This window comes from Sporosarcina ureilytica, assembly GCF_001753205.1.
GTDB lineage: Bacteria > Bacillota > Bacilli > Bacillales_A > Planococcaceae > Sporosarcina > Sporosarcina ureilytica.
In genome coordinates this window covers 2697906-2711473 of sequence record NZ_CP017560.1, presented here as the reverse complement: position 1 = coordinate 2711473, position 13568 = coordinate 2697906, and the positions used below count along the sequence as shown (strand labels likewise).

The 13568-nt window shown below is 38.8% G+C and carries 12 protein-coding genes and 1 tRNA gene; 9 read left to right on the top strand and 4 right to left on the bottom strand.

What is annotated here, in order from left to right:
• Positions 1-56 precede the first annotated feature (56 nt).
• A complete protein-coding gene (locus BI350_RS13410) occupies positions 57-779 on the bottom strand; it encodes an alpha/beta hydrolase (RefSeq protein ID WP_075528595.1) in 723 nt (240 codons plus the stop codon).
• Positions 780-883: 104 nt separating this feature from the next.
• On the opposite strand from BI350_RS13410, the gene BI350_RS13405 reads away from it, so the two are divergent.
• From BI350_RS13405 to BI350_RS13390, 4 genes are all read left to right on the top strand, one after another.
• Complete coding sequence (locus BI350_RS13405; RefSeq protein WP_075528594.1) at positions 884-1414, top strand: phosphatidylglycerophosphatase A family protein; 531 nt, start codon at positions 884-886, stop codon at positions 1412-1414.
• A gap of 162 nt (positions 1415-1576) precedes the next feature.
• Positions 1577-2557, top strand: coding sequence for a TAXI family TRAP transporter solute-binding subunit (locus BI350_RS13400; RefSeq protein ID WP_075528593.1), 981 nt, complete (start codon positions 1577-1579; stop codon positions 2555-2557).
• 131 nt (positions 2558-2688) lie between these two features.
• A complete protein-coding gene (locus tag BI350_RS13395) occupies positions 2689-3201 on the top strand; it encodes a DUF1850 domain-containing protein (protein WP_075528592.1) in 513 nt (170 codons plus the stop codon).
• Positions 3194-5239, top strand: a complete 2046-nt coding sequence (locus BI350_RS13390; RefSeq protein WP_075528591.1) for a TRAP transporter permease — start codon at positions 3194-3196, stop codon at positions 5237-5239. The genes BI350_RS13395 and BI350_RS13390 overlap by 8 nt, the downstream gene beginning before the upstream one ends.
• 957 nt (positions 5240-6196) lie before the next feature.
• Here BI350_RS13390 and BI350_RS13385 read toward each other — a convergent pair.
• Complete coding sequence (locus BI350_RS13385) at positions 6197-6748, bottom strand: hypothetical protein (protein WP_245698348.1); 552 nt, start codon at positions 6746-6748, stop codon at positions 6197-6199.
• Positions 6749-6992: 244 nt separating this feature from the next.
• Positions 6993-7065: transfer RNA gene (locus tag BI350_RS13380), tRNA-Val, on the bottom strand.
• 209 nt (positions 7066-7274) lie between these two features.
• Here BI350_RS13380 and BI350_RS13375 point away from each other — a divergent pair.
• Positions 7275-8138, top strand: a complete 864-nt coding sequence (locus tag BI350_RS13375; protein ID WP_075528589.1) for a DNA-3-methyladenine glycosylase family protein — start codon at positions 7275-7277, stop codon at positions 8136-8138.
• Positions 8139-8159: 21 nt separating this feature from the next.
• Here the strand turns inward: BI350_RS13375 and BI350_RS17100 are convergent, their stop codons facing one another.
• Positions 8160-8306 (bottom strand): hypothetical protein, encoded by a 147-nt coding sequence (locus BI350_RS17100; RefSeq protein WP_168157271.1) that lies wholly within the window; start codon positions 8304-8306, stop codon positions 8160-8162.
• Between the two features lie 137 nt (positions 8307-8443).
• Between BI350_RS17100 and BI350_RS13370 the strand changes: the two genes are divergently transcribed.
• The 4 genes from BI350_RS13370 (at position 8444) to BI350_RS13355 (ending at position 13565) form a co-directional block, all read left to right on the top strand.
• Positions 8444-9379 carry a Gfo/Idh/MocA family protein gene (locus BI350_RS13370; protein WP_075528588.1) on the top strand — a complete coding sequence of 312 codons (936 nt, stop codon included), beginning with the start codon at positions 8444-8446 and terminating at the stop codon, positions 9377-9379.
• A 101-nt stretch (positions 9380-9480) separates the two neighbouring features.
• On the top strand, positions 9481-10869 hold the full coding sequence (locus BI350_RS13365) for an aldehyde dehydrogenase (protein WP_075528587.1): 1389 nt from the start codon (positions 9481-9483) through the stop codon (positions 10867-10869).
• Between the two features lie 148 nt (positions 10870-11017).
• Positions 11018-12070: a M42 family metallopeptidase gene (locus tag BI350_RS13360; RefSeq protein ID WP_075528586.1), complete on the top strand. Its 1053-nt coding sequence runs from the start codon at positions 11018-11020 to the stop codon at positions 12068-12070.
• 13 nt (positions 12071-12083) lie between these two features.
• Positions 12084-13565: a UDP-N-acetylmuramoyl-L-alanyl-D-glutamate--2,6-diaminopimelate ligase gene (locus BI350_RS13355; RefSeq protein WP_075528585.1), complete on the top strand. Its 1482-nt coding sequence runs from the start codon at positions 12084-12086 to the stop codon at positions 13563-13565.
• The last annotated feature ends 3 nt before the right edge of the window (positions 13566-13568 follow it).

Genomic DNA, 13568 nt, shown 5'->3' with positions numbered 1-13568 from the left:
TGTACAGCTTATCTTAATTATAACAGAAATAAATATTTTCTGTCATCAATCCATGATTAATACCCGAAAGTCATAGAAATTGCACGTCGAACGTCCGGTTGCCAATGTTTCCACGTATGGTCTCCTTTGAATTCTTCATAGAAATACGGAAAACCTTTCTCTTCAATTAGTTGATTTAATGAACGGTTTGGCGTTAAAAAGTCTTGAATGCCATCAACCTGTGTTTTCACTTCTGTTTCATCTTCACCAATTACATGGTAAATAGAAATAGCAGAAGGGTCTTGCACGGCATTTACTTTATTGAGGACTACATCATCTACGTAAGGGGAATGTAGAATAACTTTCCCGAATATATTTGGATATTTCGTAGCGGTAAGAAGTGAAATCGTTGCGGCTAATGAATCGCCCATTAGAACACGGCCGGCCCCAATTTGATAAGTAGGGTAATGTTCATCTATATAAGGGACGAGCTCATGGGCAAGAAAACGTGTATAAGCCTCACTCTTATCTCCGTCTGGGTGATACATGCGTCTACGTTCAGGAACACTTTTATACGGTAGTCCAATATAAATAACATCTTCAATTTCACCTTCGTCAATTAATTCATCAATGACCCGTCCAACGCGTCCATATTGAATATAATCTTTACCGTCTGAACCGATGAGTACCGCATATTTGTAAAGCGGCGTATAGTTATAAGGTAAGTGGATAAGAATTTGCATATCTTCACCGAGTGCCTCGCTAAAAAGAGAAACTTCTTCAATTCTACCTTGCTTCATGGGTTGTTGCCTCCTTGGTTATATATGTATGAAATTGTAACACATCTGTAAGTGTGGGTATAATAGTAATAACACCAATAGAATTACAAAAGGGGATGTTTATTATGGTAAGTAGAGGAAAAAAAGTACATTCAAAAATTGTTGAAAAAGCGACAGTTGACGCGCTAAAGCGAAGAGGCGTTGAACTAGATGATATTGCTGAAATTGTGTATGAAATGCAATTACCATATAATGAGAAACTTACGATGGAAAATTGCATAGAATCCATAGAAAGTGTGTTAAAAAAGCGAGAATTACAACATGCGATTCTTGTCGGAATTGAACTTGATGAGCTAGCTGAGCAAAGAAAATTATCCGAACCGTTACAACAAATTGTTGAGTCAGATGAAGGGTTGTTTGGTGTCGATGAAACCATTGCACTCGGTGCTGTTTTTACGTATGGATCCATCGCCGTTACAACATTTGGTCATTTAGATAAAAATAAAATTGGTATCATCAATGAGTTAGATACGAAAAAAGGTAGAGGCGTTCATACTTTTCTAGATGATTTAGTTGCAAGTATTGCTGCATCGGCTGCTTCTAGACTTGCACATCGTACCCGTGACGATGAAGAGGCACAGTCATCTCAACATTAATTAATTATATTTATTACGACAAAAATTCCTTTCTTAATTTTATTTAATGAAGGGAGTTTTTTTGTGAATTATTATATTATGAATATTGACATATGTAGGCGCTTTCATGTTAATATAGAATTTGAACAATAAAAGTTCTAAACTAAAAGGGAGGAATGAAATATGAAAAAGGGGAAACTCCATGTATTGGCGATTATTTCAATGATTGCTATGCTTGTGCTAGCTGCATGTAACTCGGGCGGTTCTAGTGATGGCGCAACAAAAGAAAAAGATGACTATGATAATTTAAGTATTTTAACAGGCGGAGCTCAAGGAACCTATTATCCACTTGGCGGATCGTTTGCAGATTTTATTTCAAAAGAGACTGGTATTAAAACAGATGCCGAAGTTTCACAAGCTTCTGCGGCGAATATGATTGACCTAAAAGAGGGCGCTGCTGAAATCGCATTTGTTCAAACGGACATCGCCTATTATGCAGCAAACGGTGAATTGATGTTTGAAGATGAAGTGATTGATGAAGTATCTGCAATTGGCTCACTTTATCCTGAAACTGTGCAACTCGTTACACTTGAAAAAAGTGGGATTAAATCCTTTGAAGATTTAAAAGGTAAAAAAGTTTCAGTTGGCGCAATTGGTTCAGGAACGGAAGCGAATGCAAAGCAATTGCTTGAAATTCACGGACTATCAATGGATGATATCGATGCGCAAAACTTAGACTTTGGGGAGTCACAGGAAAGTATTCAATCAGGACAAATCGACGCGGCATTCGTTACGGCAGGTACGCCAACTGGTGCGGTTGAAGGATTGAATGCAGTAGCGAAAGTATTCATCGTTCCTATTGAGGATGCTAAAGCTGAAGAGCTCATTGAGAAGTATCCTTACTATGCAAAAGAAGTCATTCCTTCAGGGACTTATGGTTCGACTGAAGATACAAATGCAGTTTCAGTAGGTGCGATGCTTGTTGTTAAGAATGAGCTTCCAGAAGATTTAGTATATGAAATTACGAAAGCAATTTACGATAATGCATCAAAATTGACACATGATAAAGGGCAGTATATTAAAGCTGAAACGGGATTAGACGGAGTCGGTATCGACATTCATCCTGGTGCACAAAAATATTTTGATGAAGCAAATGGAAAGTAAAACACATTGAAAAGTGGGGCGGCGAGGCGCAATGCTTCGACCGCTCCATTTCTATCAATTCTTAGTCATATGCATTCGTTATGAACTGCTTGCTTAGGATGTTCTGGTTAGCGTTCGGAAAGGAAAAGCGAATGAGGAATATTAAAACAAGGTTGTTATTTTTATTTTTGATACTTATTTTATCCGCCTTCTTTTTTCTGCCTATGACAGAGGCTTTGCTATTTTCTGATACCAGGTCAAATAAATTTTTTTACGTTACGATAAATGAGCGAAAAGCATTTGAAATTAGATATGTACATTCCATTCATTTAACTGATGTCATTGAATCTTACGAAATAACGCCAGAACAAAAGATTCGTTTGTTATCCATGTCATATCAAAACCTTTCCATTGGATTGCCAGGAGAAGCAGCAGAGGGTGAAACTTTGGAATTAAAGGATGGCGTTTATACGCTTACATATAATGATAGAGTAATCGACTCATTTAGGCTTCATATCGGAAGAGTAGATGCAGATTTAGCACTTCGTTATGATCACAATGAGTTAGACCTAAAGAGATATTTAGAAAAGGGAAAGACCTATGAATTTAAAGTGCAAAAATTAACTTATTATCAATTAATGAAAGGAGAGAATTTAAATGGCTAGAGATAAAAAGCAGCAAGAGCAGAAAAATGTTGATGTTCAGGAGACTGAGCTAGAAACATTATCTGAAGAAGAACAAGATGAAATCCTTCGTAAATATGACCCTGAATCGAATACAAGAGATCTCGGATCGGTTTTTAGGAAAATTGTTTTTGTCGGCCTTCTTGCATTTTCATTGTTTCAGTTGTACACGGCCATTTTTGGGCAATACACAGCATATATTCAACGTTCCATTCACTTAGGATTTGCTTTATCTTTAATATTTATTTTATTTCCAGCAAGAAAAAGATTGGGCAAAACAAAGCGAGGAAAGGTTCCATTTTACGATTTGCTCTTAGCACTGCTTTCAGTTGCGGTAGGGCTTTATTGGCCGCTCAATATTGAAAAAATTACGATGCAAGTTGGTAGATTAACAGAAATGGATATGATTATCGGGATTATTGCAATACTACTAACATTAGAAGCGGCACGGCGAGCAGTTGGAATTCCGATTACAATTATTTCAAGTGTGTTTTTAGTGTATGCATTTTTCGGACCTTATTTCCCTGGTTTTTTAAATCACCGTGGCCAAGATGTTAAAAGTATCGTGCGAACGATGTTTTTTACGACAGACGGGATATTAGGTACACCGATAAGTGTTTCCGCAACGTTTATTTTCGTATTCCTATTATTTGGGGCGTTTCTCGTGAAAACTGGCGTTGGAAATTACTTTAATGAACTTGCCGTTGTGTTGGCTGGGCGCTTAGTTGGAGGACCTGCAAAAGTTGCGATATTCTCAAGTGCTTTGCAAGGAACGATTTCAGGAAGTTCTGTCGCCAACGTAGTCGGGTCAGGATCTTATACAATTCCAATGATGAAAAAGCTTGGCTATCGTAAAGAATTTGCCGGTGGTGTCGAAGCAGCTGCTTCAACAGGTGGGCAATTAATGCCGCCGATCATGGGTGCTGCAGCCTTCCTGATGGTAGAATTTATTGGCGGAATTACGTATTGGGAAATCGCCAAAGCAGCCACAATCCCAGCAATCCTATACTTCACAGGTATATGGATTATGACACATTTTGAGGCGAAACGTGTTGGGTTAAAAGGGATGAAAGAAGATCAAATTCCAGACCGCAAAAAAGTGTTAAAGAAAATTTATTTATTGTTACCGATTTTGGGAATTATTTTCTTCTTATTAATCGGCATTCCTACGATGCAAGCCGCGCTTTACGGGATTGTATTGACAATCGTAGTAAGTGCAATTCGCAAAGAAACACGAATTGGCTTTAAAGATATGATTGAAGCACTTGTTGATGGTGCCCGGACTGCGTTGGCGGTTGCGGCGGCAACTGCATGTGCAGGAATTATTGTAGGTGTCGTATTAAAAACGGGACTTGGGTTAGGGCTTGCCAATGGCTTGATTTCCGCTGCGGGCGGTAACGTCTTCCTAACGCTAGTCTTTACAATGTTTGCTTCACTTGTTTTAGGAATGGGGTCACCAACAACGGCAAACTATGTAATTACGTCAACGATTGCTGCGCCGGCAATTATTACACTTCTTATGATTGGTTCTGAACCGGGTGCTGCTATCCCGATAGTAGTTGCATTATCTGCGCATTTATTCGTTTTCTTTTTCGGCATAGTCGCAGATATTACACCGCCAGTTGCGCTTGCAGCCTTTGCAGCTTCAGGAATTTCGGGCGGTGATCCGATTAAAACTGGCGTCACTTCATCCAAGTTGGCCATCGCAGCCTTTATCATTCCGTATATGTTTGTCTTTAACCCTGCATTATTAATGATAGGCGCATCTGTGCCTGAGATTTTATGGGTGGTCTTTACTGCGCTGATTGGTATGATAGCGATTGGTGCGGGAATGATTGGCTATTGGTACCGTAAATGTAATTGGATTGAACGAATCATTGCAGTCGGTACAGGTTTATTATTAATCTTTCCTGAAACGATTACAGATATTGTTGGGCTTGTCTTATTTGTTGGCTTGGTGGCAATCCAATATAAATCTCGAGATAGAGATGATAATGACAAGAGTGTGGCAGTTGCATAAATGAACACCAAAAACTTCCTTCGTTTGATAAAACGAAGGAAGTTTTTTTCAAATGTAGAGAAAGTGGTGGGTGGATAGATAGAGTCAACATTATAATAATAATCCGAATGCTGTTGATTTCCGTTCCAGGCGCACGCTTTCCGTGGGGCGGGCGGTGAGCCAATTGCAAAACGTAGATTGCGATTTGCCGTATTTCTGCGGTTTTTGCAGAAATTAAGGCATCCTGTTGGATATTCCTGCTCATAACGCTTCGCTTTTATTCGCAAAAGCCGTTCTTCGTTACGGCTTTTGCTTACTCCCACAGGAGTCGGCGCCTTCCACTCCAATCAACGGAGACACCATTACACGAATGATAAGCATAACATTCATATCAAACATTCGAATTTCTCCTTAAAGAAAGCTGTATGAAATTGATTAGTATAAATTTATTTTTAAAAATATGGTTTCTTATGTTTAAGAAAAAGATTTAAGGGTATACAATAAATACAAGGCTAAACGATATTGAAAATAAGCCAGTAATATGATGGCTGAACGTTCAATTTTGAAATGCACAGCCTTGGCGGAAAATTTGCTTTACTGGCGATGGAATATCTCGTCGGAACCAAAGTTTTTAGGTTTCATGAAGTAAGCTCAAGAAAAGTCGTGTAGCATAAACGAATTGAGCGAAGACAACTTAATAGTAAGCGGTAAGTTTTTTGTTAAAGTGCAATTGGCGGCGAACTGTAAATGAAAAGTTACGAAGTTAAGTAATGTAAACCCTTGCCGGATAAGGCAAAAATACAGTTCAGCTATTCAAACTGCACTGACGAGATAGGAAATGTGTCGTCAGAAAGAACAGTTTGTGAATGTGAAATGGAATGGAGAACGAACAAATTTTCCGTGTGCGCCCCTAGAAATTAGGGAGGAAAAAGGCATGGTCCAGTACAATGTGGATCATGCTTTTTTCGTGTCTTATAATCATACCCCCAAGATGCGTTTGATTTTATTAAGAAAATAAAAACTGAATTCTAACCAGATTAGGCTGTAAAAAAAAGAAAATCCAAAAATAATCGCTAAAGCGGATAGGTTAAAAGAAGATAAAGCTGGACCGAAAACAGGAAATCCTAATCCATAAAGTGGAATACATATACCAATCGTTAATAATACTCCATTCGCTATTAAAATCTCCAATCGACGATTTAAAAAATGAAACGCGAACCCTAGACCAAATCCAAGTAATCCAGTTGTAAAAGGAAAAATAAACAACTCGGTTGGTTCAATGAATAATAATAACAAAATCGTCAAAAAGTAAGACAAAACACTCGTGCGTAAAGAGACAAGCGCAACAAGTAAAATTGGTGCCGTAGTAAATGGACTAATGAGAAAGCCGACCCCAGGTAACAGGCCTCCAGCCGATTGTAATATAGCTGCTAACGCTGCCATTAAAGCGCCGAACAATAATTTTTGAGTCCCCGACCAGCGCATAAAAAAACGATGAAGATCTTTAGGATGGGAAGGGATAGGTTTCATGAAATACACAATATCACCCCTCATTTATCTTATTCAACAATGCTTAGCTTTATTATATGGATTATGTGTTACATGTGATTCCAGAGACAGGGGGGAAGGTTGTGAGAGCAGGATAAAATCATGGCGGCTTTAAGAATTTACGATAATTGTCAAGTTTAGTAAGTAAACTAGTAATAGGTTAACGGAGTAAGTGAAAGCAATAAAAAAAGCATCATCTCAAAAGAGATGATGCTTTTAAAAAGTATGGTCTCGGAGGGGCTCGAACCCCCGACTTCCACCTTGTCGAGGTGGCGCTCTCCCAACTGAGCTACGAAACCGTTTGAAAGATTATGTGTCTCATGTACTGGACAATTACTATTATACCTAACGTAGAAATTAAGTCAACCCTTTTTGGAAAGTTTTTTTAGAATGGGTTTTTGCCTTATATATTTATTTATGAAAGCATCGTCATTATGCATAAATCATATGTGCTTCAATCACGGTTTTAGTATACTAGAGATACAATTTATAAAGGCGGGTGAGGGGGATGGCAGAGATTATTACACTTCCATTTGTATATGACTTCGACGGAGCATTAGAAAAGTTAGCGGGAGATCCTGTAAATTCGGTCGATATGTTGAATCGTTCAATACGATTTCCAATGGAGGAAGGAAATATAGTGACCTTGCAAGCAATGGGCACGAAAGAATCACCTTCATTTTTACTAAAAGGAATTTTAAATGAGGCACAAAAGGATATGGTGAAAAGTATTTTCCATTTTAATGAACCTTTGGATGAGATTTACCTTCATTTCATGGATTCAGATTTGGCGCCGATATTTCAAGCACACGAAGGTACGCCACTTGTTCGCAGTTTTTCATTGTACAGTACATTAATGCGTAGTATTATTCATCAGCAATTAAATATGTCTTTTGCGAATACGTTAACGAGGCGTTTTGTTGAAGCATTTGGCAGTGAGATAGATGGGGTGTGGAGATATCCTTCTCCTGAAGTAATCGCCGACCTTGAAGTATCAACGCTACGGGATATGCAGTTTAGTTCAAGGAAGGCCGAGTATATCATCGGTTTATCGCAAGCGGTAGCAACTGGTTCTCTAGATCTTGAAAAATTACGACGATTGGAGGACAATGAAGTAATCGATATACTAACCGATTACCGAGGTGTCGGTCCATGGACTGCCCAAAACTTCCTCATGTCAGGTTTAGGACGTCCAAACTTATTTCCAGTCGCAGATATTGGTTTACAAAATGCGTTAATGAATTTATGGGAAATGGATAGAAAGCCAACGAAAGAAGAAATTATTGCGCGTTTTCCAATTTGGTCTCCATATTTAAGTTACGCCGCACTCTATTTGTGGAGAAGTATAGAAAAAAACAGCTTTTCCAAGTAATAATCGGAAAAGCTGTTAACATTATGAATGCAAATCATTGTCATCAGAATTATCCTCATTAAAATAGAGAAAATTCTCTTCTTCAAGTTCAGCAAGTCTCTCTTTATTAATTCCAAGGGCAAGGTCTCCCTCGAATATTTCTTCCCACCATGCTTCAGTAGTTGTCATTGTATTTCCTCCTCATTTGTTTATAGGGACTTAAACACTCTTTACCCATCGGTGTTATAATAAAAACCGAGTAAGGGCAAATGGAATCGGAAGGCCTACTTTTTCTTTTTCTTGATTAAATAAAAGGAGCGAGTTTATTGCATACTACATTTGCGATTGTTGGTACTGGAATTGTTGGCGAAAGAATCATCCAACAGCTTCAACAAAATGAACAAGCAAAAATCATTGCGATATTTGATGAAAACAACGTTCGTCTAACGGAAATTGCGAATAAATATGATTTACAAGCAACAACCTCATATGAGGAAGTGCTCGCTTTAAAGCCAGACTGGGTCTATATCGGGACACCGCCAGCATCCCATGCCGAATTAAGTAATCAAGCGTCCGAGGCCGGATTAAACGTGCTTTGTGAAAAGCCGCTTGCCCACGATGCAACAGATGGGTTACACATGGTCGAAGCAACTGGAAAAAGTAACACCCGAACAGCAATGCATTTCCCACTCATGTATAGCCCATCTGTCAGACATATGATGAAACTTGTCCGAAGTGGAGAAATTGGATCAGTCGTGCGTATCGAATTGAATGCACATTTTCAAGATTGGCCACGTCCTTGGCAACAAAATCCTTGGATTGGTTCTCGAGAACAAGGTGGCTTTGTTAGAGAAGTATTCCCTCATTATCTCCAACTTATGTGCAGAATGTTTGGCGAACTATCCATTCATCATCATCAAACAACCTATCCTACAGACGTAACTTTAGCTGAAACAAGCGTCTTAGCCACTGGTGCGACGGAAAATAACATCCCGTTTCTTCTGAATGGTCTTTCAGGTATTGGTCAGAAAGAAAATCTGACATATATAGTATATGGAACGAACGGTGTTTTAAAACTACGTAATTGGTCCGAACTTAGCATCGCAAGAAAAAACAGTGCTTTTGAAATATTGACTTCTTTCGATTCGGTTAGAACGCTTGTTGACGAATGTATTGCAGCGTCGAATGAAAAAGAGTCAAATCTTGTACCATTTGAAGAAGGACTTGAAGTTCAAAGGCTTATCGATTCACTTTTAGAATAAATATTCAATCAATAAAAGTGGAGATATATGGTTGATTTTCGTTTTCATCGTTCTAGTATTCTGTCTATCATTCGTAAAAGAAACGAAATGGAGGGAGCAAATTGAACTTTACTGCAGATGATGTTCAGTCAATGATTCAGGGGCAACGGAACTTTTATTTTTCAGGTGAAACAAAAAGTGTTGAATTTAGAAAAAGTATGTTGAAAAGGTTATATGATGCAATCCTCGAGCATGAAGATGCCATCACGCTTGCGCTTCAAAAAGACTTAGGAAAAAGTTCTTTTGAATCGTATGCAACCGAAATTGGTTTCGTTCTTTCAAGTATTTCATATATGCTTAAATCGATTGATGATTGGGTTAAACCAGAAAAAGTGAAGACGCCGATTCATTTACAACCGGCTAAAAGTTTTATCGTTCGCGAACCGTATGGCGTCGTGCTTATTATTGGACCATTTAATTATCCATTTCAACTTGTCATGGAACCATTAATCGGCGCAATTATTGGCGGGAATTGTGCAATTATTAAGCCCTCAGAAATGGCTGAAAATACATGTCATGTGATTCGCGATATAATAGAAAAGATATTCCCACCTCATTATATACGTGTAGTAGAAGGCGAACGTGAAGAAGTTTCAACTTTAATCCATGCGCCTTTCGACTATATTTTCTTTACAGGAAGTGTGACGGTAGGGAAAATTATTATGAAGGCTGCAGCTGAAAGGCTCACACCCATCACATTAGAGTTAGGTGGGAAAAGTCCTGTTATAGTGGATCAAACCGCAAAACTTGAACATGCGGCGGAACGTATTGTTTGGGGAAAGTTTTTAAATACTGGTCAAACTTGCGTGGCACCTGATTATTTACTCGTACACACAAGTGTTAAAGAAACATTAATTGAACGAATGATTCATGTTATAAAAAAGTTTTATAGTGGAAACCCTCTAAACAGTCTAGATTATGGTCGCATGATTAATGAACGGCATTTCAACAGAATCACTGCAATGATAGAGAGGGAGTCGTCTCAAATTATTTATGGTGGACAATTTGAACGAACAGAACTTTATATTGCGCCAACTTTACTAGCAAATGTTCATTGGGATAGTCCATCCATGGAAGATGAAATATTTGGACCTGTATTACCGATCATCGAATATGATAATTTGGGCGAAGCGATGCATCAAATTAGACGAAAACCTAAACCGTTAGCTGCTTATATGTTTACAGAAAACGAACGTGCGGCTAATTATTTTATTGAAAACTTGCCATTCGGTGGTGGGTGTATTAATGATACAATTTCCCATGTTGGGAATATCCATTTACCCTTCGGCGGTGTCGGTGCATCGGGCGTGAATGCTTATCATGGTAAAGCAAGCTTTGAATTATTCACGCATGCAAAATCGATGATGCAAAGAAATACAAAAATCCAGATGAAATTAGCCTTCCCACCTTATAAAAATAAATTAAAACTCATCAAACCGTTCATTCGGTGATAATCCTACACTCCAGTTGTTGCTTGCTAAAACAAGTGGAGTTTTTTAGTACAAACGAATTGTTTTTCGCGTCACTTTGTTTCTTTTACCTTTTTCTCAAAGGATAATCATTGTATAATTTAAGTACGGGGAAAAGAGGAGAAATTGAATGACAACTTTATTTAATCAAGAAAAAACAGTGGCTCTTTTGCAAAAACTTATTGAAACGCCAAGTCCATCTGGCTATACATCGGATGTGATGGCTATCGTTGCGGATGAATTTGATAAAATGGGCGTTACTTATAAAAAAACGAATAAAGGAGCAGTTATTGCTACAATTGAAGGTGAAGACCAAGCACGTCATCGTTTATTAACCGCCCATACAGACACATTAGGTGCCATGGTAAAAGAAGTTAAAAGCAATGGCCGTTTGAAATTGACGAATATCGGTGGCTTTAATTGGAACTCAGTTGAGGGAGAATATTGTACAATTCACACGGCATCAGGGAAAAAGTTGCGCGGAACAATCTTAATGCGCCAAACGACAGTCCATGTTTATAAAGATTCGGGGACTGCTGAGCGAAGTGCAGACAATATTGAAGTCCGTATTGATGAAAAAGTATTAAATGAGAAGGATACACGTAAACTTGGTATAGAAGTAGGCGACTTTGTATCATTCAATCCAAGATTTGAAATAACGGCTAATGGATTTATAAAGTCACGTCATCTTGACGACAAAGCAAGCACTGCACTGCTCGTTGAATTAATTCGAGTAATAAAAGACGAAAACATTATTCTGCCACATACAACGCATTTTTATATTTCTAACAACGAAGAAATTGGATATGGTGGAAATTCCAATATTCCAGCTGAGACAGTTGAGTACATAGCAGTTGATATGGGTGCTATTGGTGATGGACAAGCAACTGATGAGTATACCGTCTCCATATGTGCAAAAGATTCAAGTGGACCTTACCATTACGAATTAACTCAACATCTCGTTGAACTTGCGAAACAAAAGAAAATTGATTATAAATTGGACATTTACCCTTATTATGGATCAGATGCATCGGCTGCCATTCGTGCAGGTTTTGATGTGAAGCATGCATTATTTGGACCAGGCATCGAGTCTTCTCATGCACTTGAGCGGACACATATCGATTCTTTAGAGGCGACTGCCGGGTTACTTTTTGCTTATGTGACATCGAATATGATGGATTGAACGGAGGATTTTGATGGATACGAAAGATTTATTTTCGATATTACCTATAACACAGGTGGCGGGCGCACTACCTGAAACGGTGACAGATTTGGAGGTGGATTCTAGAGCGGTCCAGCCCGGTGGCGTCTTTGTTTGTATTGAAGGGTTTACCGTGGATGGACATCAATATGTTCAACAAGCGGTTGATAACGGGGCACGCGTCATCGTGGCTTCTAAACCGATACCTGTAGATCTAGAGAAAGTTGCAGTTGTGACTGTTGAAAATACCTCACGGGCACTTGGTTTATTAGCACCGCGATATTTTAATTATCCATCGAAAAAAATGACGATGATTGGTGTAACAGGAACGAATGGAAAGACAAGTGTAAGTGGCATTATCCAGTCAATTTTACAAGCAGCTCATGAAAAATCTGCGGCTTCCGGAACAATCGGATTTAATTTAAATGGAACGCTTTATGAAACGGAAAATACGACCGGGAATGTACTTGCTACACAGTCCATGATTGCGCAAGCTGCGAATGAAGGGTGTCAAACGATGACGATGGAAGTTTCCTCACATGGACTAGTTGAAGGTCGGTTGGCAGGTACTGAATTTGACATTGCGGTCTTTACAAATTTAACGCATGATCACCTTGATTTTCACGGAACGATGGAAAATTACGGGGATGCGAAAGGGTTATTGTTTGCGCAATTGGGACAAGACCTTTCGCAAAGAAAGTATGCCATTGTGAATATCGATGATCCTTGGTTTGAAAAATTCATTGAAAAAACAAGTTATCCAATTCTCACATATGGCGTACACAATAAAGGACATTTTCATGGGATAGATATCCAGTTAGAAGCCAATCAAACGAGGTTCACGCTCGTAACGCCTGACGGTGAATTTCATGTTCAGATGAAATTAATTGGTGAATTTAGTGTAGCGAATGCGCTTGCGGCTACGGCGGCATTGTACGCAAAAGGGATGACAATTGAAAGCATCGTCACTTATTTAAGTGAAATTGAACCGATTGCAGGTCGCATGGAAAAAGTGGAGACAGACTTGCCGCTTACGATGTATGTTGACTATGCACATACTGCTGACGCGATTCAAAAGGCGATTGAGGCGGTCATACCTTATAAGAAAAATAAAATCATTTTTCTAATCGGTACAGGTGGAAATCGTGATCGAGTGAAGCGCCCAATTATGGCCAAAGAAGCCTCTGCTGCGGATTACGTTGTGTTAACGACAGATGATCCACGTGATGAACCATATGAAACAATTTTGTCTGAGCTTGAGGCGGGAATGACGCATCAACAATATGCTTGTATCGGCGATCGGGTAGAAGCTGTTCAACATGCTGTGTCTGTAGCAGAAGAAGATGATATCATTATATTCGCTGGAAAAGGCCATGAAGACTTTCAAATTATCGGACGTGAAAAGTATCCGCATTCAGATGCCGACATTGCACTTGAAGCGGCGGAGAACAAATTTAGAGCAAGAAAAATAAATTAATAA

Excerpts from the sequence above, each read along its gene's own strand:
- BI350_RS13360 (WP_075528586.1), top strand. The coding sequence starts at position 11,018 with ATGACAACTTTATTTAATCAAGAAAAAACAGTGGCTCTTTTGCAAAAA.
- BI350_RS13395 (WP_075528592.1), top strand. The coding sequence starts at position 2,689 with ATGAGGAATATTAAAACAAGGTTGTTATTTTTATTTTTGATACTTATT.
- BI350_RS13410 (WP_075528595.1), bottom strand. The coding sequence starts at position 779 with ATGAAGCAAGGTAGAATTGAAGAAGTTTCTCTTTTTAGCGAGGCACTC.
- BI350_RS13355 (WP_075528585.1), top strand. The coding sequence starts at position 12,084 with ATGGATACGAAAGATTTATTTTCGATATTACCTATAACACAGGTGGCG.
- BI350_RS13400 (WP_075528593.1), top strand. The coding sequence starts at position 1,577 with ATGAAAAAGGGGAAACTCCATGTATTGGCGATTATTTCAATGATTGCT.
- BI350_RS17100 (WP_168157271.1), bottom strand. The coding sequence starts at position 8,306 with ATGACAACTACTGAAGCATGGTGGGAAGAAATATTCGAGGGAGACCTT.
- BI350_RS13405 (WP_075528594.1), top strand. The coding sequence starts at position 884 with ATGGTAAGTAGAGGAAAAAAAGTACATTCAAAAATTGTTGAAAAAGCG.
- BI350_RS13390 (WP_075528591.1), top strand. The coding sequence starts at position 3,194 with ATGGCTAGAGATAAAAAGCAGCAAGAGCAGAAAAATGTTGATGTTCAG.
- BI350_RS13375 (WP_075528589.1), top strand. The coding sequence starts at position 7,275 with ATGGCAGAGATTATTACACTTCCATTTGTATATGACTTCGACGGAGCA.
- BI350_RS13385 (WP_245698348.1), bottom strand. The coding sequence starts at position 6,748 with ATGAAACCTATCCCTTCCCATCCTAAAGATCTTCATCGTTTTTTTATG.